The organism is Micromonospora sp. NPDC049102 (genome assembly GCF_043197485.1).
Lineage (GTDB): Bacteria > Actinomycetota > Actinomycetes > Mycobacteriales > Micromonosporaceae > Micromonospora.
In genome coordinates, this window is record NZ_JBICTE010000005.1 from 92,454 (window position 1) to 112,452 (window position 19,999).

Consider the following 19,999-nt stretch of genomic DNA (forward strand, 5'->3'; position numbering starts at 1 on the left):
TCCCATGAGGACGGCCGCCGAGACCGAGGTTCGGCGGCCGTCCGCCGTCCGGGCGCTCACCTTCCTGCTCGCGACGACGGCGGCGGCCACCGTCGTGGTCGAGCTGCTCAACTGGTGGTACGCCCCGGAGCAGGGCTTCGGTCTGGCGGTACGCACCGGCTGGGCCATGCTGCGCTCGTTCGGCTTCCTGCTGCTGATCGGTCATGTGCGCCGTGGCCGGACGGTGGCCCGCCCGTTCGGGCTGATCCTCGCGGTCACCACGATCTTCGCCGTCGGCCGGCTCATCGTCCCTCGACAGGGGGTGCCACCGCTGCCAGGCCTGCTCGGCTTCGCCGTGCTCAGCGCGCTCTGCGTGGCGGTGGTCTGGCTGCTCTACCGCTCGTCTGCGCTCGCCGGGCATCTCGTGCGGCATCGGCACCGCCTCGTCATCGACAGGGCTGGAATCTCGTGGCGGGAGACCCCGCCGCGCCGGCCGCAGGCGAGCGCGTGGTTGTTGACCAGCCGGGTGGCCGCGTTCACCTACAGCCCGCTGATGCTGGTGCCGGCGTTGGTGGCCGGAGGCGCCATCCTGGACGATCGGCTCTCCGCCGTACCGGCCGTGCTGTTCTGGTTCGGCGCCGGCATCGCGGCCAGCTACGCCGTGCTGTTCTGCACCGCGTTCCTGATGCGTGGCAAGGACTGGGCACGTGGCCTGCTGGTCGTCGTCACGGTGGGCGTCCTCGCCGTGGACCTGCCGCTGTGCTGGTGGCTGCTGGGCCTGGACGGCCTGATCCGCGACGGCGCACCCCTGCTGGCCGCCGCCGCCCTGGCCCTCTACGGCCTACGCCGAGCCTCCCGCGCCCCCGACCCCACCCCAGCCTGACCCCCACCCCACCCCCACCCCCCCTCGTCGCGCGGCGATCTTGCAGATTCTGCTGCGACGAAACGTCCTTAAAGGTGCGAAGCGTCGACACAAAGTGCAAGATCGCGTGGGTGTGGGTGTGGGCGTGGGCGTGGGCGTGGGCGTGGGCGGGGGGCGGGGCGGGGTTGGGTGGGGGAAGATTGCGTGGCGGTGGTCACAGCGGTCGGGACGGGAGGTGCGCGGTGAGCGACGAGTTCGACGTGGTGGTGGTGGGTGCGGGTCCGGCCGGAGCGGCCGCCGCGCTGACGGCCTGCCGGGCGGGTGCCAGCGTGTTGCTGCTGGACCGTGCCGACTTCCCTCGGGACAAGGCGTGCGGCGACGGGATCGCGGCGCACTCGGTGGACGTGCTCACCGAGCTGGGCGTGACCGACGCGGTGGCCGGGTACGCCCCGCTTCCCGCGCTGCGGATGGTCGCGCCGGGCGGCCAGGCGGTGGCTCGGGCGCTGCCCCGGCCGGCGTACACCGTGCCCCGGGAGGTCTTCGACGCGCGACTGGTGGCCGCCGCGGTGGCCGCGGGCGCGCAACTGCGCCGGCACAGCGTGCGCCGGGTCCAGCCGCGCGGCGATCGGGTGGTGCTCGACGGGGAGCTGTCCGGCCGGGTGGTGGTGGGCGCGGACGGGGCCGGGTCGGTGGTGCGCAGGGCCCTCGGTCATCCGGTCAACCCCGACCGGCACCTCGCGCTGGCCATCCGTGGGTACGCCCCCGCGCTGCCCGGCCCACCCGAGCAGCTCATCGTCACCTCCAAGGCGCGCTGGCCGGCGTACGCCTGGTCGTTTCCGATCGGCGACGGTCGGGCGAACGTCGGGTACGGGGAGGTGCTGCGTGGCGAGCCGCTGAGCCGGACGTACCTGCTGGACCGCTTGGCCGCGTTGCTGCCCGGCACCGACCTGTCGACGGTGACCGCGTTGCGCGCCCACCACCTGCCGCTGTCCACGCACCGGCCGACGCCGGGTCGGGACCGCACCCTGCTCGCCGGGGACGCCCTGTCGCTGATCAATCCGTTCACCGGGGAGGGCATCTTCTACGCGCTGCTCTCCGGTGCGCTGGCCGGGGCCGCAGCGGCCCGCGAGCCCGAGGCAGCTGCCCGCCGCTACGCCGCGGGTCTGCGTCGTCGCCTCGGCACCCACCTGCGCCACAGCTCGGTGGCCGCCTGGTTGGCACGGCGGCGTCGGGTGGTCGACGCGGCCGTGCGGGCCGCCCGTCGGGACGACCGGGTCTTCGACGATGTTGTCGAGTTGGGGCTCGGCGACGGGCGGCTCACCGCCCGTACGCTGGGCATGATCGGCATCGAACTGTCCGGCGGGGATCGCCCTCCGAAGGGGTGATCCGGCGGGAGGGTCGCTACGCTGCTAGGTGATGACGCTGCGGAACCTTATCTACTCCGTGTACGAGCGCCGGCTCACGGCAAAGCTCGCGGGCAAGCCGGTGCCCCGACACGTCGGAGTGATGTGCGACGGCAACCGCCGGTGGGCCCGGGAAATGGGCTACGTCGACCCGAACGACGGGCACCGGGTCGGCGCGGCGAAGATCAAGCACGTACTCGGGTGGTGTGACCAGGCCGGTGTCGGGCACGTCACCCTCTATCTGCTCGCCACCGACAACCTGCGCCGCCCGGCCAGCGAGCTGGATCCGCTGCTCCAGATCATCGAGGACCTGGTGGTGGAGCTGTCGGAGGAGGGCAATCCCTGGCGGCTGCGCATCGTCGGCGCGCTGGACCTGCTGCCCGCTCAGACCGCCGCGGCCCTCAAGGGGGCCGAGGAGCGTACCCGGGACCGCAGCGGCGGCGCGGAGGTCAACATCGCCGTCGGGTACGGCGGACGGCGGGAGATCACCGATGCCGTCCGTTCGCTGCTGCTCGAGCACGCCGCCTCCGGCGGCACCATCGAGGAGTTGGCCGAGGTGCTGGACGTCGAACACATCGCCGAGCACCTCTACACCCGTGGTCAGCCCGACCCCGACCTGGTCATCCGCACGAGCGGGGAGCAGCGGCTGTCCGGGTTCATGCTGTGGCAGTCCGCGCACTCGGAGTTCTACTTCTGCGAGCTGAACTGGCCGGATTTCCGGCACATCGACTTCCTGCGCGCGCTGCGCTCGTACGCCACCCGCCAGCGCCGCTACGGCGCCTAGGGCAGCCGGCTCAGGGCCCGGGTCAGGAAGTCGCCAAGCGCGTCCGGGGACTCGATGGTCAGGTCGGCGGCGTCGGCCACCTCCTCGCCCGTCTCCGGGTTCGCGACGGCCACGCAGACGCCGAAGAAGTCCGGGTCCGCCTCGGCTCGGGCACGGACCGCGGCGAACGCCTTGATGTCGGAGACGTCGTCGCCGAAGTACCACGCGCCGGTGGCGCCCTGGACCACCTCGCCGATCACCATGCCCTTGTCCCGGTCGACGGGTGGCTTGAGTTCCAGCACCATCCGGCCGGCCTGGACCCGCAGCCCCAGCCGGTCGGCCTGCGCCTGACCCCACTGCTGCACCGTCGTGCCGAGCTGCGGGGCTGTACGCCAGTGCAGCGCGACCGAGAGCCGCTTGTACTCCACGAGGGCGCCGGGCGGCAGCTCCTCCCGAGCCAGGTCGGCCAGCTCGGACATGGTGGGCACCCACGGCAGGGCGGTGGGCTCGGTGACGGTCTCGCCGCCGGAGTGGCTGTGCTCCAGGCCGTAGAGGCCGTAGAGGTCAACGCCGCTCAGCTCGCCGAGGCGGTCGCGGAGGAACTCGACGGGTCGCGCGGAGACGATCGCGATCCGCTGCACCACCGGCGCCAGCGCCTCGATGGCGGCGAGCGCGGTGGGCGCGGGCCGAACCGCCGTCGGGTCGTCGTCGACGGGCGCGAGTGTGCCGTCGAAGTCGAAGAAGAGCACGGTTCCGGCGGCCCGGCCGGCAGTTATCTGCCACGCCTGGTCGGCGTTCAGCGGGGTCCTCGGCTGGTGGTTGCCCAGATTCAACGGCGGCACGCGCGTCAGCGTACCCCGGCGTTGGGGGCCTATTCCTGGCCGAGCGGACCCACTCGGCGGCGCTCGTCAGCGTTCGGCGGCCCCTCGTCCTCGGCGGCCGAACGGCACCACCGCCGCCTCCTGGCCGTGGCTCAGCAGGTAGCCCTCCACGAAGCCGGTGTTGCGATCCCCGGTGTGGGTCTCTATCTCGGTGAGGCGTGCCACCAGGAACTCGGTGAGTGCGCTGATCCGGTCGTTGAGCCGCTCGTGCAGCTCCGCGACGACGGCCAGGATGACCGCCGTGCCGGCGCTGGTGAGCGCGAGCAGGTTGACGAGCAGCGGCAGCTGCCCACCGTTGACCGCGAGGGTCACCACGTTGCCGGTCGCCCACAGCGTCAACGACACCGTGGCGACCACGACTGCCCACCACTTCAGGGTCATGGACAGACCCCTCCTTCTGTCCCGCAGGGCTAGGTTCGGCCTTGTCCCGTCCCCCCGCCGATGACGAGCCCAAGCAGTACGAATAGGGACGCTAGCGTGCCCGATCCTGCCCCGGAGCGAAACGAATGAACCTGACCAGGCGTTCTTTCGCCATCTGAGGAACTACCCGGCCTGATTCCCTCTTTTTCGGACATCGACCGGCAACGTTGGGCGGTATGCGAGGTATCTAATGGTTTCGCGGATGTGGAACTTCTCCGCGTCCGACACGTTCGGGTCGACCAGGCGGCGCAGCAGGGCCTCCACGTCCGGGTCCATCGGCGGGGCCGGCTGACCCGCGCGTGGACCGCTCGCGGTGCGGTCCCAGCCGAGCGCGGCGAAGGCGGCGGCGGGATTCAGCCCGAGGCCCTCGCAGAACGCGACCACGCGTTCGGCTTCGGGGTCGCTGGCCCAGTCGCCACGAACCCACCGGTTGATCGTCTGCCGCGAGACGCCGGTACGTCGTGACACCTCGGTGCCGCTCCAGGCGCGCGTCGCCCGAGCCTCGTCGAGGGCGCGCCGAACGAAGGTGGCGAAGGCGATTTTTCGCGCGTTGGCCGTCTCGGTCACCCCGTGACGGTACGACCAGGCGTCCGCAGGTGTTTGCCCAGCCACGCTGCTGTCACGCAGACGTGACGGCACTCTCAGATTCGCGGTAAACGATCCAGAATCACTTTGGAGGGGTGTCACCCGGGCATAATAGATGCCCGTCGTGGTGAACGTAAGCGGACGAAAAGCTGATACTGTCACGCTCATGGGACAATCTACGGTGTGTCACGTGCATGAGACGATTGGTGCTCACATGCGTCACGCCCCCGGTGCCGAGGGGGTGTGGTGACCGAGCTCGCCACCCGAGCCCAGGCCTTCGGGCTGATCGCCGAGGGAGTGGCCGCGGGGTTGAGTGCCCCGTGGCGCCTCTACCTCGCCCAAGGCTGCCGATACCTGTCGCTGAGCGTTGGCGACCGCACCGAGTGGAACGCCTGGCGTACCCACCTCGGCTGCCCCGAGCTGAGCGTCCGGGTCTACGACGCCGGCGGGGAGATCCGCCGCTCCTCGGTCGCCGAGGTCGTGCTCGACGGCTGCCGGATCAGCGTCGAGCTGGTCGAGGAGGTCAGCACCGACGACCTGGACCGGCTGCTGGTCGCCGACCCCACCGCCGAGCCCACCACCGCCGATCCCACAATCGTCGAGCCGGAGGAGCGATGAGCACGCGTCCGGGCCGGGGCGGAGCCGCCCGATGAGCCCGTTCCTCGTGGTCTTCCTCGTCCTGGTGCTCGGTGCCACCAGCTACGCCGCCGGTCGCCTGCACGGACAGCTCAGCTACCGGATCGGCTACCGCTTCGGGTACCGCCAGGGCTACTTCGACGGCGACCGGGGCGCCTGGAACCGCCGTCGACGCGACGCCCAGGCGGCGATCGCCAGCGCGCTGTCGGTCTCCTCGCCCGCGGCCGTCCGCTCCGCCGGCACGGTGGTACGCCCCGAAACGGCGGCCCGCCCCGGCACCACCTACACCGGTTCGTCGTTCACCGCGCCGGCCGCCCCGATCGCCGGGCGGCACCCGACCGGCACGCTCGTTCGACGGACCGGCTGAGTCGGCCGGCGGGCCGCTGCGAGCGTCCCGCCGACCGGCGCGCGGAAACGCGGTGCGTCGTCCGCGACGGACACGCACCGTCGGGGCCACGTCAGACCGGTGACGGTGGCCCCGCCGGCCGGGATGCGCGCAGGGGGCATGCATCCCGGCCGGCTCGCCGCGTCGTGGGACGTCCCCGCGCCGGCTCGTCCGTTCGGCGCTGTTCACATGGCCGTCTCCAGAGATCCACGATCGCCCCTAGCCGGGACGGTCCGCCGCCGCTAGCGTCTAGGCATGGCGCGGGGTTCTCCCGAGCCAGCCGGTCCGCCCGGATCTGCGACCTCGCGCACGGGGTTCCGCATCCGACCCCGTGTCCCCGGGCACCGGACGAGGCGGAACACGGGTGGCCGGGTGCCCATCCGTCGGAGCAGGCCTGTGACGACTCGCCGTACCACCGCCGGTGCCGACCAGACCCCGGCCGCGACTGCCACGACCCGCCGTGCCACCCGGAGCCGCCGTACGGCGGCCGCCGCGCCGGCCGATCCCAAGGAGCCCCGACCAGCGGGGCAGGCATTCGTTCTGGACACCTCCGTGCTGCTGTCCGACCCGGCGGCGTTCCACCGCTTCGCCGAGCACGAGGTGGTGCTGCCGCTGGTGGTCATCACCGAGTTGGAGGGCAAGCGGCACCATCCGGAGCTGGGCTGGTTCGCCCGGCAGTCGCTGCGGATGCTCGACGAACTGCGCATCCTGCACGGTCGGCTGGACACGCCGGTGCCCGCCAACGACGTCGGCGGCACCCTGCGGGTCGAGCTGAACCACACCGACGACGGCGTGCTGCCTCCCGGCTTTCGCACCGAGAGCAACGACGCCCGGATCCTGTCGGTGGCGCTCAACCTCGCCGCCGAGGGACGGGACGTGACGCTGGTCAGCAAGGACATGCCGCTGCGGGTCAAGGCGGCCTCGGTGGGTCTGCGCGCCGACGAGTATCGCCACGGCCAGGCCAGTGACCCCACCTGGACGGGCATGTCCGAGCTGGATCTCGGTGAGGAGCAGATCTCCGCGCTGTACGCCGGTGAGACGCTCGACGTGGACGAGGCGGCCGGGTTGCCCTGCCACACCGGGCTGGTGCTGCACTCGTCCCGTGGTTCCGCGCTCGGGCGGGTGCTCGCCGACAAGTCGGTTCGGCTGGTCCGGGGCGACCGGGAGGCGTTCGGGCTGCACGGCCGCTCCGCCGAGCAGCGCGTCGCCCTCGACCTCCTCCTCGACGAGACGATCGGGATCGTCTCGCTGGGTGGACGGGCCGGCACCGGCAAGTCGGCACTGGCGCTCTGCGCCGGCCTGGAGGCGGTGATGGAGCGTCGCCGGCACAAGAAGGTCATCGTGTTCCGCCCGCTGTACGCCGTCGGCGGTCAGGAGTTGGGCTACCTGCCTGGCTCGGAGTCGGAGAAGATGTCGCCGTGGGCGCAGGCGGTCTTCGACACGCTCGGCGCTGTGGTGCACGAGAACGTGCTGGAGGAGGTCACCTCGCGGGGCATCCTCGAGGTGCTGCCGCTGACCCACATCCGGGGGCGCAGCCTGCACGACGCCTTCGTGATCGTGGACGAGGCCCAGTCGCTGGAGCGCGGGGTGCTGCTGACCGTGCTCTCCCGCATCGGGCAGGGATCGCGGGTGGTGCTCACCCACGACGTGGCTCAGCGGGACAACCTGCGGGTCGGCCGGCATGACGGCGTGACCGCGGTGATCGAGGCATTGAAGGGTCATCCGCTCTTCGCCCACGTCACGCTCAGCCGTTCGGAGCGATCGCCGATCGCCGCGATGGTGACCGACCTGTTGGAGGGCATCCCGTTGTGATGCGGCTTTTGTAGCTATTCGTCCCCATTCTGGGTGTGGCACAGATCACAAACGGCGTGGTCGGTTTCCCATGTGTCTCACTGTGCGCGATGGTGTCCCACGAGCGCCCACGCACCACAAGCATCGTCGATGATCGTGGTCCCAGGTCGGGACGGCATCAGTGACGGTCGGTACGTCGGCGCGACCGGCTCACCGGTCGGGGCGCTCACGGCACGGCTGAAGGGCTGACATGGCCCGGTGCCGCGCCGTGTCCTTGCCCCCGACGAAGGGACCACTTCGTGAGTCGGCTGTGGAGCCGGTTGGGCGCCCGTACGGCCGCTGTCGCGTTGCTCTCCGTGGGCGTCGCCGGTGGCTTCTACCTGGGCGAAGACCGGGAAACCCAGCAACAGGGCCTGACCGCGCAGGAGAGCGTCGAGGTCGACCGCGTCGACTTCGCCTACCAGCGCGAACGCCAGGCCAGCCACCAGGTCGGGTTCGCCCGGCAGCGGGCCGCCGAGTACCAGGCCAAGCTGCGGGCGGCCCAGGCTGCCAAGGAGGCCGCCGAGCGGGCCCGCAGGGCCGAGGCCGCAGCGGCGTCGCGCAAGCGCGAGCGGGACGCGGCGGAGAAGGCCGCCAAGCCGTACGACGGGCCGATCCCGGCATCCTGCGCGGAGTACAGCGGCAACCGCAAGATCGGCTGCGCGCTGATGCTCGAGAAGGGCTTCGGCATCTCCGAGTTCCCCTGCCTGGAGAAGCTCTGGACCAAGGAGAGCGGCTGGAACCACAAGGCCAGCAACGGCTCCTCCGGCGCGTACGGCATTCCGCAGTCGCTGCCGGGCAGCAAGATGGGCTCGGTCGCGGACGACTGGCAGACGAACCCGGCCACCCAGATCATCTGGGGATTGGGCTACATCAAGGGCAAGTACAAGTCGCCCTGTGGCGCCTGGACCTACTTCCAGAACAACGGCCACTACTGACACGACGTCCGACGGCGGGGCGGATGGACGACCATCCGCCCCGCCGTCGCGCGTACCCCGGTCGGGATGCGAGTGGCGGTCGGCCCCGTTTGCTGATAGCAGTTGGGGGGTGAGCCTGCACCCGCCAAGCGGCGACCCGTTCCGGTTCGGCACCGAGGCGTTCTACGCCTCGCTCGGCCGGGCCTTCGTCGCCATGTGCGCGGTGGTCCCGTTCCTCTTTCTCATCGAGGCGATCGACCAGGGGCTCGCGTTCGGTCTGGACGCGACCGCCGGCATCATCCCGCACCGCATCGACGGCCTCGACGGGGTCTTCTTCTCGCCGTTCCTGCACCACGGCTTCGACCACCTCTACAGCAACAGCATCCCGCTGATCCTGCTGGGCACCTTCGTGCTGGCCGCCGGCGCGCGCCGGTTCCTGTGGTCGACCCTGATCATCATCCTGGTCTCGGGGCTGGGGGTCTGGTTCACCGGCTCGCCGAACTCGATCGTGGTCGGCGCGAGCGGGGTGATCTTCGGCTACCTCGGCATCCTGCTCACCCGCGGCATCGTCGAGCGCAGTTGGTGGAACTTCGCCGTCTTCCTGCTCGTCGGCCTGCTGTACGGCTGGCAGCTCGTCGGCATCCTCCCCACCGACGAACGGATCTCCTGGCAGGGGCACCTGTTCGGGCTGCTCGGCGGCGTGGTGGCGGCGATCCTGTTCCGTCGTCGCCGGCCCACGGTGGACGGTCCGGACTACTCGGGGTCCACCCTCAGCCTGCCCTGACCTGCTCGTCGGCGCGCCTCTGGGACATGCTTGCCCGACCGCTGCGCCCCGCCTACCGTCGTGATCAGCACGCGTTGATCCGCGAGCGGAAAGCGACGGTACGCCATGCGCGAGGTCGATGTCGCCGTGATCGGAGCCGGTCCCGCCGGCCTCTTCGCCGCGTACTACGCGGGTTTCCGAGGGCTGTCCGTGGCGGTGATCGACGCGTTGCCGGAGCCGGGCGGCCAGATCACCGCCATGTACCCGGAGAAGCTCATCCTCGACGTCGCCGGTTTCCCCGCCGTCAAGGGGCGAGACCTGGTCGCCAACCTCGTCGCCCAGGCGGCGCCCTTCGGTCCGCGGTACCTGCTCGGGACGAGGGCCGAGAAGCTGTCGTACGCCGACGACCGGCCGGTGCTGGGCCTGGCCGGCGGCGAACAGCTCGGTTGTGGCGCGGTCGTGGTCACCGGCGGGCTCGGCAGCTTCAGCCCACGGCCGCTGCCCTGCGCGGACGGCGCCCCCGGCGACGGCATCGTCTACTTCGTGACCGACCCGGCCGAGCTGACCGACCGGGACGTGCTCATCGTCGGCGGCGGCGACTCGGCCTTCGACTGGGCGCGGGCGCTGCAACCGCTGGCCCGCTCGGTGACCCTCGTGCACCGACGGGAGAAATTCCGGGCACACGCCTCGACGGTCGCCCGGGTGCTGTCCCTGCCGGTACGGGTGGTGGTCAACGCCGAGGTCACCCGCCTGGTCGGGGACGCCACGGTGACCGGTGCCGAGGTGACCGTGCGCGGCGGCGCGGCCGAGACCCTGCCGGTGGACACGGTCGTCGCCGCCCTCGGCTTCACCGCCGACCTGGGCCCGCTCGCCGAATGGGGGCTCCGACTGGACCGCCGGCACATCGTGGTGGACAGCGCGATGGCGACGAACCTGCCGAGGGTCTTCGCGGCCGGCGACATCACCGAGTACCCGGGCAAGGTGCGCCTGATCGCCACCGGCTTCGGCGAGGCCGCCACGGCGGTCAACAACGCTGCGGTGGCCATCGACCCGAGCGCCCACCTGTTCCCCGGGCACTCCTCCGACGTGGGCTGACTGTGGCCGACGTGGCGCCCCCACCCGCGTCGATCTTGCACTTTCTGTTGCTGAAGTGTGTGCAAATGCGGCTTAGGTCGCGACAGAAACCGCAAGATCGGCGCGGGTTGGTGGGCCTCGACCTCGGCCCGGTCAGGGTTTGACGGTGGGTGGTGCCAGGGCGGTTACCAGTACGGCCAGCATCGTGAGCGCGGCCCCTAGCAGGGTGTTCACCCCCGGGTGTGAGGCTGCTGTGGGCAGCACCAGGTCCAGCAGGACGGCCCCGATCACCTGACCGGCGATGGTGGCCAGGCCGAGCAGCAGCACACCTGTGAAGCGCACGATCGTGGCGGCGATCGCGATGAACACGATGCCGATCGGGCCGCCCAGATAGAGCCACGGCTCGCTCGGCAGGTGACCGGTCGGCCAGCCGCGTACGGCGATGTCGATCGCGAACGCGACCAGCAGGGTGACCGTACCCACGGCGAAGTTGACCAGCGTGGCGGTCAACGCGCTGTCGGCCGCAGCGCGGACCTGGCCGTTGACGGCCTGCTGCCACGCGATGCCCACCCCGGCCAGCAGGGGCAGCACCGCCAGGGCCAACCCTCCGGGGTCGCCGAGCCGGTCAGCGACCGCCAGGACGACCGCGAGGACCGTGAGCACCGCGCCGGCCAGGCGCTGACGGGTGATCGGCTGCCGACCGGTCGGGCCGATGCCGGCGCGGTCGACCGCGAGACTGCTGCCGGACTGGCCGGCGACCACCGCCACGGTGAAGACCGCCACCCCCAGCGCACCGATGGTGAGCCCCTGCGTGGCCACCAGGAGCGCGCCGCACATCCCGCCCAGGCACTGCCAGGGGCGCAGGGTGCCGGCGGTGAGTGCGCGTCGCACCGCGAGCAGCCCTCGTCGTCCGCCGGGGGTGGCCGGCACGAGGACCAGCAGCACCACCAGGCCCAGCCCGAACGAGACCACCGCTGCGGCGAACCCGTCGGCCAGGCGTACGCCCAGTTCGCCGTTGATCCGGGACTGCACCGCCACCGCGACCCCGGCGACCGAGGCCAGCGCGACACCGATGATCCGGCGGGTGGCGGACCGGGTCGGCGGTGTCGCGGTGCCGGTGCCGTTCACTCCTGTTCGGCGAGCGGACGACCGTCGAAGTCGACAGCGGAGTAGAGTGCCAGCTTCTCGAGCCGGTGGTACGAGTCGATGACCCGGATGGTGCCGCTCTTCGAGCGCATCACGATCGACTGGGTGTACGCGCCACCGGCCCGGTACCGCACCCCGCGCAGCAGGTCGCCGGAGGTGACGCCGGTCGCCACGAAGAAGCAGTTGTCCCCGGTGACCAGGTCGTCGGTGCCGAGCACCCGGTCCAGGTCGTGCCCGGCGGCGAGCGCCTTCTCCCGCTCCTCGGCGTCGCGCGGCCAGAGCTTGGCCTGCATCGCGCCGCCCATGCACTTGAGCGCGCAGGCCGAGATGATGCCCTCCGGTGTGCCGCCGATACCCATGAGCACGTCGACGTCCGACTCGCCGCGGGCCGCCAGGATGGAACCGGCGATGTCGCCGTCGGAGATGAACCTGATGCCCGCGCCGGTCCGGCGGATCTGGGTGACCAGGTCGTCGTGGCGGCTGCGGTCCAGTACGCAGACCGTCACCTCGGAGACGTCGGTGCCCTTGACCTTGGCGATCCGACGTAGGTTCTCGGCCACTCCGGCGTTGATGTCGATCACGTCGGCGTACGCCGGGCCGACGGCGAGCTTCTCCATGTAGAAGACCGCGCTGGGGTCGAACATCGCGCCTCGCTCGGAGACGGCGAGCACCGCGAGGGCGTTCGGCATGCCCTTGCTCATCAGGGTGGTGCCGTCCACGGGATCGACCGCGACATCCACCTCCGGGCCGGTGCCGTCGCCGACGTGTTCGCCGTTGAAGAGCATCGGGGCGTTGTCCTTCTCGCCCTCGCCGATCACCACGATGCCGCGCATCTGGATCGAGTTGATCAGTTTGCGCATGGCGTCGACGGCGGCTCCGTCGCCGCCCTCCTTGTCGCCCCGACCGACCCAGCGGCCGGCGGCCATCGCCGCGGCCTCGGTGACCCGGACCAGGTCGAGGGCCAGGTTACGGTCGAGATCCTGTGGGATCCGCGTCCTGGTGTTCGTCATGACGGCTGCTCCTCCTCGCGACGGTGCGGGGACAGCCGGCGGCGGAGCGGCACCGCTGCCGGCTTTGTCGCTGATCCTCACACGATGGCCGACCGAGCGACGGTGCGGGGCGGTGATGGGCCGGATACCGCCGGTCGGGCTGCTGCGAAGATGGCAGGGTGGAACCCGCACAGCCTGCCGACCGCGTACCCGCCGACCGCACGCCGCCCGACGGCCAGCCGCCGGCCGACCTCGCGGCTTCCGAGCCCGCCGCGACGGACCCTGCGACGCCGGCCGCCGGCGAGCCGGCCCTCGTCGCCGGTGAGCCGACGCCGGACCCGTCGGCGCAGCCTCCGGTGCCGGCTGACCTCGCCGGTGGGCCCGACGACGTGGCGGGAACCGGTGAACGTCCCGCGCCGCCGCCCCGGGCCGCTGCGGCGACGACGGCCAGGGCCAAGCGGTCGCCGAAGGCCGAGCGGTCGCCGAAGGCCGAGCGGTCACCCAAGGACATGGCGATCTCGCTGCTGGTGCTGCTCATCCCGATCGCGCTGCTGCTGGCGTTCTACCGGGGTTTCCTCGGCGGGGACCAGGCCACCACCGTCGACCCGGCTCCGGCCATCGAGCAGGCGCGTTCCGCGAACGCCTTCGCGGTGAGCGAGCCGCAGGGGCTCGGGTCCGGCTGGCGTACGGTCAGCGCCCGCTACCAGACCGTCGATGGCGGCGCGACGCTGCGGATCGGCTACCTCACGCCCGAGGGGCGGGGTGTGCAGCTCGTGCAGAGCAGCGTGCCGGCCGAGCGGCTGCTCCCGGCCGAACTGACCGACCAGGGCCAGCCACAGGGCCAGACCGAGCTGGATGGCCGCACCTGGCAGCGGTACACGGCCCGCGGAAACCAGCAGGCGCTGGTCCTGCTCGAGCCGAACCGCGCGGTGCTCGTGATCGGCGATGCACGGGACAACGAACTGCGGGAACTCGCCGGCGCGCTGCGCTGACGAGTCCACCGTCGACAGGCCCCCACGCCGGAGGGCTCATCCGTTACGCTCCCTCGGCTCGGTCCGGTCCGCACGCTGCGACCGGGCCATGTCCATTCCCGGTGAAGTGAGAACCCAGTGAACATTCGACGGTGGAGCTTCGGCTTCCTCGCCGCCGCCCTGCTCGTCCCCGGCCTGGCCGCGTGCAAGTCGGACGCTGCCGAGCCGGCCGCCGCGCCCAGCCCGACCGCACCGGCCGTGCCCGCCGACCCGAAGGAGGCGCTGCTCGCCTCCACGAAGGAGGCGGCCAAGGGGGACTTCACCTTCACCCTCGCGGGTGCCGACCTGACCGGCAGCGGCCTGGTGCACAAGCCCAGCAACAGCGCGCAGTTGACCATGAAGCTGGGCGACGCCTCGCAGGACGTGTCGATGGAGATGGACCTCATCTACATCGACTCGGAGAGCTGGGTGAAGATGGATGTCGGCGGTGCCCTGGGCGCGATGATCCCCGGCGCGGCCAAGAACAAGGGCAAGTACCAGCACCTCGACAAGACCAAGGCCAAGGGCATCAAGGACCTCCAGCTCGACCCGGAGACGCTCGACCCGCTCGACAGCGAGACCCTGGTCAAGGGCCTGACCGAGGTGCAGAAGACCGGCGAGGGCACCTACGCCGGCAAGATCGACATCACCGCCTCCACCGAGTCGGTCGCCCTCGACGAGGACGTCGTCACGGCGCTGGGCGCGCAGGCCAAGGCGTTGCCGTTCACCGCCAAGCTCGACCCGCAGGGCCGCCTCACCGAGTTGGTCATCTCGGTCCCGGCCGCCGGCGAGACCGCGGCGCACGACATCAAGATCGGGTACGCGGGCTACGGCACCGGCACCGGCGCGCAGAAGCCGTCGGCGGACAAGGTCGTCGAGGCCTCGGCGGAGACGTACGAGCTGTTCAAGTAGGCCGTCTACGGACCGGGGTGGCCACCGGTCACCCCGGTCCGGTCCGTCCGACGCCGGTTGTTCGCGAGTAACCGGACAAGAAGGGTGATTGTCCGACCCCTCGACAGGGAACAAGGAGAGAGTGATCCGGGCGTGCCGCTCGGCCCGGATCGCGCGACGTGGCCGAAGGGCTGCCGCGTCGCCCGGTTTCCGGCGCCGCCAAGGTCGTCGGGTGACCCCTTGGGAGACACGTATGACTGTTCGACGACTCGGTGCCGGCCTGGTAGCCGCCGCCCTGTTCACGCCCGCCCTGGCCGCCTGCGCCGGCGGTACGACCGGCACCGCCGGGTCGACCGCGTCCCCGACGGTGAGCGCGTCCGGCGCGCCGAGCCAGTCCGGCGGTGCGCCGGTGTCCGGTGACGCCAAGCAGGCCCTGCTCGACTCCACCAAGGAGATCAGCAACGGCAACTTCCGGTTCACCCTCTCCGGCGCCGGGTCCACCGCCGAGGGGCAGGTGCACCAGCCGAGTCAGAGCGCCGCTCTGAAGTTCGCCATCGGTGGTCCCTCCTCCGACCTGGCCATGAAGCTCGACGTGATCCACGCCAAGCCGGACAGCTGGGTGAAGCTGGAACTGACCGGCCCCACCGCCGACAGCCTGCCCGCGATCAAGCAGCTCAACCTCGGCAAGTACCAGCACCTCGACCAGGCGCGCATCAAGGGCAACAAGAACCTCGGCTTCGACTTCGACAAGGTCGACCCGGCCGGCAGCACCGTGCTGACCCAGGGCATCACCGAGGTCCGCAGCACCGGCACCGGCACGTACGCCGGCACCGTCGACGTCACCAAGGCCGCCGAGGCGGGCTCGTTGAACGCCGCCACGATCGCCGCGCTCGGTACCCAGGCGAAGACGGTCCCGTTCACCGCGAAGGTCGACCCGCAGGGCCGGCTGAGCGAACTGGTGCTGCAACTCCCGGCCTCCGGCCAGACCACAGCCCAGGAGATCAAGATGACGTACTCCGACTACGGCACCGCCACCGCGGCCCAGAAGCCCCCGGCGGACCAGGTCGTCGAGGCGCCCGCCGAGCTGTACAGCCTGTTCAACTGACCGCCGTACGTCGGTGGGGTGGCTCCGGTCGCCCCACCGACGGTGCCGGTCCCGGCGGCCGTCGTGATGTCGCCGCCGGGCTCGGCGGCGTCACCTCCGGCCCGCGATCAGGCTGAGGGGTCCTGGCGGGCGGCGTCGATCCGCTCCCGGGCGCCGTCCAGCCAGCGTTGGCAGATCACCGCCAGCGCCTCGCCGCGCTCCCAGAGCGCCAGCGACTCCTCCAGGGACGTGCCACCGGCTTCCAGCCGCTCGACCACCGAGGCCAGTTCGGCGCGGGCCTGCTCGTAGCTGAGCCGCTCGTCCGGCCCGGTCTTCGTGTCGTCAGTCATCGCGTCCATCTCAGCACACCCCGGTCGACGTCACCGCGTCGCCACGTCCCCGTCGACAGTCGCGGCCAGTTCACCCTCGGCGAGGCGTACCCGTAGCGGATCGCCCTTGCCCACCTCGGTCGCCGCGCGGACGACGTGCCCGTCGGCGCGTTGCACGATCGCGTACCCCCGGTCCAGCGTCGCGGCGGGGGAGAGGGCGCGCAGCCGGGCGAGGGTGTGTCGCAGATCGTCGTCGGCGGCCGCGAGCCGGTGGTCCAGGCAGCGGCTGGCGCGTTGACGCAGCGCCGCCAACTCGGTCGCGCGGTGCTCCACCATCACCTGGGGGCGGGCCAGCACCGGCCGGGACCGCAGGCTGTCGAGGCGGTGGGACTCGCGGTCGACCAGGTGGCGGACCGCCCGCTGGAGTCGGTGCCGGGCCTGACCGATGAGGCGTACCTCCTCGGTGAGGTCGGGAACCACCCGCTTGGCCGCGTCGGTCGGGGTGGAGGCCCGCAGGTCGGCGACGTAGTCGATCAGCGGCGCGTCCGTCTCGTGGCCGATCGCGCTGACCACCGGGGTACGGCAGGCGAAGACGGCCCGACAGAGCGCCTCGTCGGAGAAGGGCAACAGATCCTCGATGCCCCCACCGCCCCGGGCGATGATGATCACATCGATGGTCGGGTCCGCGTCCAGGACCTTGAGGGCGTCCACGATCTGCGGTACGGCGGACGGCCCCTGCACGGCGACGTTGACCGTCCGGAACTCCACGGCTGGCCAGCGCCGACGGGCATTGGTCAGCACGTCCCGCTCGGCGGCGGACGCCCGGCCGGTGATCAGCCCGATCCGGCCGGGAAGGAACGGCAGCCGGCGCTTGCGGGCCCGGTCGAACAGGCCCTCGGCGGCGAGCAGCTTCTTGAGCTTCTCCAACCGGGCCAGCAGCTCACCGAGCCCCACCTGCCGGATCTCGTCGGACCGCAGACTCAACGTGCCCCGGGCGGCGTAGAACTCCGGCTTGGCGTGCAGCACCACCCGGGCGCCCTCGCGCAGCTCCGGTGCGCCCGCGTCGAGCACGTCACGGTTGGTGGTGACGGTCAGGCTCAGGTCGGCGGACGGGTCACGCAGGGTCAGGAAGACCGTGGTGGCCCCGGGACGCCGACTGATCTGCGCCACCTGCCCGTCCACCCACACCCAGCCCAGCTTGGCGATCCACGCCCCGACCTTCTGCGAGACAACCCGAACCGGCCAAGGTTCCTCCGCCGAACTCGCGCCCCCACCCACACCACTCACGCCCCAACCCTACGGATGCCCTCGGTGATCAAGAACTTCGCGTCAGATCCGGGCGCGTTCCTGACGCGGACTTCTTGATCACCGGGGTTCGGGCCGGAGGCGGGGGAGGACCGAGCACGTACGATGGGGACGTGACTGATCTCCGGACCGGCAAGCGCGTGCTCCTGGCCAAGCCTCGCGGCTACTGCGCGGGTGTGGACCGCGCCGTGCAGACCGTCGAGGAGGCGCTGAAGCTGTACGGCGCCCCGATCTACGTCCGCAAGCAGATCGTGCACAACAAGCATGTCGTGCAGACCCTGGAGGACCAGGGTGCGATCTTCGTGGAGGAGAACGAGGAGGTGCCGGAGGGCTCGACCGTGATCTTCTCCGCGCACGGCGTGGCACCCGAGGTCTACGAGCAGGCGCGGGAGCGTTCGCTCAAGGCCATCGACGCGACCTGCCCACTGGTCACCAAGGTGCACCAGGAGGCGAAGCGGTTCGCCGCCGACGACTACGACATCCTGCTGATCGGTCACGAGGGGCACGAGGAGGTCGTCGGCACCGCCGGTGAGGCACCCGCGCACATCCAGCTCGTGGACGGTCCGGACGGCGTCGACAAGGTGACCGTGCGCGACCCGGAGAAGGTGGTCTGGCTCTCCCAGACCACGCTCTCGGTGGACGAGACCCTGGAGACGGTCGCCCGCCTCAAACAGCGGCTGCCGCTGCTCCAGTCCCCGCCCAGCGACGACATCTGCTACGCCACGTCCAACCGGCAGCACGTGGTCAAGGAGATCGCCCCGGAGTGCGACGTCGTGATCGTGGTCGGCTCGACGAACTCCTCCAACTCGGTCCGGCTGGTCGAGGTCGCCCTGGACGCCGGAGCCCGCGCGGGCCACCTGATCGACTTCGCCCACGAGATCGAGGACGCCTGGCTGGTCGACGCCCGGACGGTCGGCGTGTCCTCCGGCGCGAGCGTTCCGGAGGACCTGGTCCGCGACGTGCTGGCGCACCTGGCCGAGCGCGGCTTCTCCGACGTCGAGGAGATCACCACCGCCAACGAGCGGCTCACCTTCTCGCTCCCGCAGGAGCTGAAGCGGGACATGAAGGCCGCCGCGACTCGCGGCTGACAACGCCCAGCTCCGGCTCGGTGGGAACGCCGCGCCCCTCCCGTACGTCGAAGGCGACATGAGGACACTTCGGTTTGTCGTTCCCGCCCTGGTCGTCTGCGCGGCGCTGAGCGCCTGCGGTGGGACCGACGGCCCCGCCACCCCCGGCGCGCCCGCGGAGACGACCGGGCAGCCCGCCTCCGCGTCGCCGAGCAGTCCCGCCTCGCCGAGCAGTCCCGCCCCGCCGATCAAGTCGCCGGGCGGGCCCAGCGTCCCGCCGCCGGTCGGCGCCACCGAAATCACCGGCACGATCACCGCCGGGGTGGAGCCGAACTGCGTGCTCCTCGACGAGTACCTGCTGGTGGGCGGCCCCCGCGACGTGCTGACCCCCGGTGCCCGGGTCACTGTCACCGGTCGGGTGGAGAAGGGCACGATGACCACCTGCCAGCAGGGCATCCCGTTCCTCGTGGAGGGTGCCAACCGCCGCTAGTCAGCGGTCGGCGTCGTCGAGCAGTTCCGGTGCCTGCGGCTGGCGCGGGGTCAGCTCGACCTGGGCGGGGGCCGCCAGTTCCTCGTCCGAGACGCCCAACTCGGCGAGCTTGCGCGCGCTGACCAGCACCCGCGCCTCCAACGACCCGACCGCCCGGTTGTACGCGGTCACCGCGCCGGCCAGCGACGACCCGAGCTTGCTCACGTGGTCGCCGAGGGTGGAGAGCCGGCCGTACAGCTCCCGGGCGAGGGTGTGCACCGCCACCGCGTTGCGGGCCAGCGCCTCCTGCCGCCACGAGTAGGCCACCGTGCGCAGCAGCGCGACCAGGGTGGCCGGTGTGGCCAGCACGACGTTGCGGGCGAACGCGTGCTCCAGCAGCGTCGGATCGCGTTGGAGCGCGACGTCGAGGAACGGGTCGGCCGGGACGAACAGCACCACGAACTCGGGCGAGCTGTCGAACGCCGACCAGTACGACTTGGCGGCCAGGGCGTCGACGTGCCCCCGCAGGTGCCGGGCGTGCGCATCGAGGTAGGTGTCCCGGCCACGCTCGTCGCGGGCCTCCATGGCGGTGAGGTACGCGTCGAAGGGTGCCTTCGCGTCCACCACCACCGACCGGCCGCCGTGCAGGCGTACCACCAGATCCGGGCGGACGACCTGCTCGTCGGTGGCGGCGGTCACCTGTTCGGAGAAGTCGCAGTGCTCCAGCATCCCGGCGGCCTCGACGATGCGGCGCAGTTGGTGTTCGCCCCAGCGACCCCGCACCTGCGGGGCGCGCAGCGCGGCCACCAGCTGCTTGGTCTCGGTGCGCAGCTCACCGGAGACCGCGTTCATCGAGCGGACCTGCTCGCGCAGCTCGGCGTACGCGTCGACGCGGTCGTGTTCCAGCTCGGCCACCCGCTGCTCGTAACGGCGCAGGCTGTCGTGCAGTGGCGCCACGGCCCGGGCCACCGCCTCCTGCGACTGGGCCGTTGCCTCGTAGCTCAACGCCCGCATGGACTGCTCGAGCCGCCCCTCGCCCTCGCGGGTCGCGGTCAGGGTCGCGTCCAGTCTGGCGATGTCGGCCGCCGACCGGGACCGGGCCGCGAGCCAGCCCACCGCCCCGCCGGCACCGAGGCAGACGACCACCACCAGCAACGTCGAGACGTCCATCACCGGAGCTTGCCAGACGGGTACGACGTGACACCCGGGGG

22 protein-coding genes are annotated in these 19,999 nt (G+C 71.6%); 14 read left to right on the top strand and 8 right to left on the bottom strand.

Features of this window, described 5'->3' with window-relative positions; all coding sequences use genetic code 11:
• Nucleotides 1-4 precede the first annotated feature (4 nt).
• The 3 genes from ACGFH9_RS07885 to ACGFH9_RS07895 all read left to right on the top strand — a co-directional run bounded on the left by ACGFH9_RS07885 (nucleotide 5) and on the right by ACGFH9_RS07895 (nucleotide 3,028).
• Entirely contained in the window at nucleotides 5-862 is an 858-nt protein-coding gene (locus ACGFH9_RS07885) for a hypothetical protein (RefSeq protein WP_393216755.1), read from the top strand.
• 221 nt (nucleotides 863-1,083) lie between these two features.
• Complete coding sequence (locus ACGFH9_RS07890) at nucleotides 1,084-2,226, top strand: NAD(P)/FAD-dependent oxidoreductase (RefSeq protein ID WP_393216757.1); 1,143 nt, start codon at nucleotides 1,084-1,086, stop codon at nucleotides 2,224-2,226.
• Nucleotides 2,227-2,257: 31 nt separating this feature from the next.
• A complete protein-coding gene (locus tag ACGFH9_RS07895; RefSeq protein WP_355239430.1) occupies nucleotides 2,258-3,028 on the top strand; it encodes an isoprenyl transferase in 771 nt (256 codons plus the stop codon).
• Here ACGFH9_RS07895 and otsB read toward each other — a convergent pair.
• The 3 genes from otsB to ACGFH9_RS07910 all read right to left on the bottom strand — a co-directional run bounded on the left by otsB (nucleotide 3,025) and on the right by ACGFH9_RS07910 (nucleotide 4,875).
• Nucleotides 3,025-3,849: a trehalose-phosphatase gene (gene otsB / locus ACGFH9_RS07900; protein ID WP_393216759.1), complete on the bottom strand. Its 825-nt coding sequence runs from the start codon at nucleotides 3,847-3,849 to the stop codon at nucleotides 3,025-3,027. The genes ACGFH9_RS07895 and otsB overlap by 4 nt on opposite strands.
• Before the next feature lie 66 nt (nucleotides 3,850-3,915).
• Nucleotides 3,916-4,269, bottom strand: coding sequence for a hypothetical protein (locus ACGFH9_RS07905; protein WP_355239436.1), 354 nt, complete (start codon nucleotides 4,267-4,269; stop codon nucleotides 3,916-3,918).
• A 162-nt stretch (nucleotides 4,270-4,431) separates the two neighbouring features.
• The gene (locus ACGFH9_RS07910) at nucleotides 4,432-4,875 is read right to left on the bottom strand and encodes an XRE family transcriptional regulator (protein WP_355239439.1); all 444 of its coding nucleotides are present in this window, start codon (nucleotides 4,873-4,875) and stop codon (nucleotides 4,432-4,434) included.
• A gap of 264 nt (nucleotides 4,876-5,139) precedes the next feature.
• Between ACGFH9_RS07910 and ACGFH9_RS07915 the strand changes: the two genes are divergently transcribed.
• The 6 genes from ACGFH9_RS07915 to ACGFH9_RS07940 all read left to right on the top strand — a co-directional run bounded on the left by ACGFH9_RS07915 (nucleotide 5,140) and on the right by ACGFH9_RS07940 (nucleotide 10,519).
• Nucleotides 5,140-5,511, top strand: coding sequence for a hypothetical protein (locus tag ACGFH9_RS07915; RefSeq protein ID WP_393216761.1), 372 nt, complete (start codon nucleotides 5,140-5,142; stop codon nucleotides 5,509-5,511).
• Nucleotides 5,512-5,542: 31 nt separating this feature from the next.
• Nucleotides 5,543-5,896, top strand: a complete 354-nt coding sequence (locus ACGFH9_RS07920) for a hypothetical protein (protein WP_393216763.1) — start codon at nucleotides 5,543-5,545, stop codon at nucleotides 5,894-5,896.
• 414 nt (nucleotides 5,897-6,310) lie between these two features.
• Nucleotides 6,311-7,726: a PhoH family protein gene (locus tag ACGFH9_RS07925; RefSeq protein ID WP_393216765.1), complete on the top strand. Its 1,416-nt coding sequence runs from the start codon at nucleotides 6,311-6,313 to the stop codon at nucleotides 7,724-7,726.
• A gap of 278 nt (nucleotides 7,727-8,004) precedes the next feature.
• A complete protein-coding gene (locus ACGFH9_RS07930; protein WP_393216767.1) occupies nucleotides 8,005-8,682 on the top strand; it encodes a lytic transglycosylase domain-containing protein in 678 nt (225 codons plus the stop codon).
• Nucleotides 8,683-8,791: 109 nt separating this feature from the next.
• Nucleotides 8,792-9,445, top strand: a complete 654-nt coding sequence (locus tag ACGFH9_RS07935) for a rhomboid family intramembrane serine protease (protein WP_355239451.1) — start codon at nucleotides 8,792-8,794, stop codon at nucleotides 9,443-9,445.
• 105 nt (nucleotides 9,446-9,550) lie between these two features.
• The gene (locus ACGFH9_RS07940; protein WP_393216769.1) at nucleotides 9,551-10,519 is read left to right on the top strand and encodes an NAD(P)/FAD-dependent oxidoreductase; all 969 of its coding nucleotides are present in this window, start codon (nucleotides 9,551-9,553) and stop codon (nucleotides 10,517-10,519) included.
• A gap of 132 nt (nucleotides 10,520-10,651) precedes the next feature.
• On the opposite strand, the gene ACGFH9_RS07945 is transcribed toward ACGFH9_RS07940, so the two are convergent.
• Nucleotides 10,652-11,626, bottom strand: a complete 975-nt coding sequence (locus ACGFH9_RS07945; RefSeq protein ID WP_393216771.1) for a DMT family transporter — start codon at nucleotides 11,624-11,626, stop codon at nucleotides 10,652-10,654.
• Nucleotides 11,623-12,654 (bottom strand): class II fructose-bisphosphatase, encoded by a 1,032-nt coding sequence (glpX, locus tag ACGFH9_RS07950; RefSeq protein ID WP_393216773.1) that lies wholly within the window; start codon nucleotides 12,652-12,654, stop codon nucleotides 11,623-11,625. Before glpX ends, ACGFH9_RS07945 begins: the two co-directional genes overlap by 4 nt.
• A gap of 158 nt (nucleotides 12,655-12,812) precedes the next feature.
• Between glpX and ACGFH9_RS07955 the strand changes: the two genes are divergently transcribed.
• From ACGFH9_RS07955 to ACGFH9_RS07965, 3 genes are all read left to right on the top strand, one after another.
• Nucleotides 12,813-13,625: a DUF4245 domain-containing protein gene (locus ACGFH9_RS07955; RefSeq protein ID WP_393216775.1), complete on the top strand. Its 813-nt coding sequence runs from the start codon at nucleotides 12,813-12,815 to the stop codon at nucleotides 13,623-13,625.
• A 117-nt stretch (nucleotides 13,626-13,742) separates the two neighbouring features.
• Nucleotides 13,743-14,555: a hypothetical protein gene (locus ACGFH9_RS07960; protein WP_393216777.1), complete on the top strand. Its 813-nt coding sequence runs from the start codon at nucleotides 13,743-13,745 to the stop codon at nucleotides 14,553-14,555.
• Between the two features lie 232 nt (nucleotides 14,556-14,787).
• Entirely contained in the window at nucleotides 14,788-15,639 is an 852-nt protein-coding gene (locus ACGFH9_RS07965; RefSeq protein WP_393216779.1) for a hypothetical protein, read from the top strand.
• A 107-nt stretch (nucleotides 15,640-15,746) separates the two neighbouring features.
• Here ACGFH9_RS07965 and ACGFH9_RS07970 read toward each other — a convergent pair whose 3' ends face one another.
• A complete protein-coding gene (locus ACGFH9_RS07970; protein WP_393216781.1) occupies nucleotides 15,747-15,968 on the bottom strand; it encodes an exodeoxyribonuclease VII small subunit in 222 nt (73 codons plus the stop codon).
• Between the two features lie 30 nt (nucleotides 15,969-15,998).
• Complete coding sequence (xseA, locus tag ACGFH9_RS07975) at nucleotides 15,999-17,234, bottom strand: exodeoxyribonuclease VII large subunit (RefSeq protein ID WP_393216783.1); 1,236 nt, start codon at nucleotides 17,232-17,234, stop codon at nucleotides 15,999-16,001.
• Between the two features lie 131 nt (nucleotides 17,235-17,365).
• On the opposite strand from xseA, the gene ACGFH9_RS07980 reads away from it, so the two are divergent.
• Both ACGFH9_RS07980 and ACGFH9_RS07985 read left to right on the top strand, forming a co-directional pair.
• Nucleotides 17,366-18,340 carry a 4-hydroxy-3-methylbut-2-enyl diphosphate reductase gene (locus ACGFH9_RS07980; protein ID WP_393216785.1) on the top strand — a complete coding sequence of 325 codons (975 nt, stop codon included), beginning with the start codon at nucleotides 17,366-17,368 and terminating at the stop codon, nucleotides 18,338-18,340.
• Between the two features lie 58 nt (nucleotides 18,341-18,398).
• Nucleotides 18,399-18,809 carry a hypothetical protein gene (locus tag ACGFH9_RS07985; RefSeq protein WP_393216787.1) on the top strand — a complete coding sequence of 137 codons (411 nt, stop codon included), beginning with the start codon at nucleotides 18,399-18,401 and terminating at the stop codon, nucleotides 18,807-18,809.
• Here the strand turns inward: ACGFH9_RS07985 and ACGFH9_RS07990 are convergent, their stop codons facing one another.
• A complete protein-coding gene (locus ACGFH9_RS07990) occupies nucleotides 18,810-19,958 on the bottom strand; it encodes a DNA recombination protein RmuC (RefSeq protein WP_393216789.1) in 1,149 nt (382 codons plus the stop codon).
• Between the last annotated feature and the right edge of the window lie 41 nt (nucleotides 19,959-19,999).

What these genes read in the sequence shown, in the direction of transcription:
- ACGFH9_RS07885 (WP_393216755.1), top strand. Translation starts at nt 5, where the DNA reads ATGAGGACGGCCGCCGAGACCGAGGTTCGGCGGCCGTCCGCCGTCCGG.
- ACGFH9_RS07895 (WP_355239430.1), top strand. Translation starts at nt 2,258, where the DNA reads ATGACGCTGCGGAACCTTATCTACTCCGTGTACGAGCGCCGGCTCACG.
- ACGFH9_RS07905 (WP_355239436.1), bottom strand. Translation starts at nt 4,269, where the DNA reads ATGACCCTGAAGTGGTGGGCAGTCGTGGTCGCCACGGTGTCGTTGACG.
- ACGFH9_RS07920 (WP_393216763.1), top strand. Translation starts at nt 5,543, where the DNA reads ATGAGCCCGTTCCTCGTGGTCTTCCTCGTCCTGGTGCTCGGTGCCACC.
- ACGFH9_RS07940 (WP_393216769.1), top strand. Translation starts at nt 9,551, where the DNA reads ATGCGCGAGGTCGATGTCGCCGTGATCGGAGCCGGTCCCGCCGGCCTC.
- glpX (WP_393216773.1), bottom strand. Translation starts at nt 12,654, where the DNA reads ATGACGAACACCAGGACGCGGATCCCACAGGATCTCGACCGTAACCTG.
- ACGFH9_RS07965 (WP_393216779.1), top strand. Translation starts at nt 14,788, where the DNA reads ATGACTGTTCGACGACTCGGTGCCGGCCTGGTAGCCGCCGCCCTGTTC.
- ACGFH9_RS07970 (WP_393216781.1), bottom strand. Translation starts at nt 15,968, where the DNA reads ATGACTGACGACACGAAGACCGGGCCGGACGAGCGGCTCAGCTACGAG.
- ACGFH9_RS07985 (WP_393216787.1), top strand. Translation starts at nt 18,399, where the DNA reads ATGAGGACACTTCGGTTTGTCGTTCCCGCCCTGGTCGTCTGCGCGGCG.
- ACGFH9_RS07990 (WP_393216789.1), bottom strand. Translation starts at nt 19,958, where the DNA reads ATGGACGTCTCGACGTTGCTGGTGGTGGTCGTCTGCCTCGGTGCCGGC.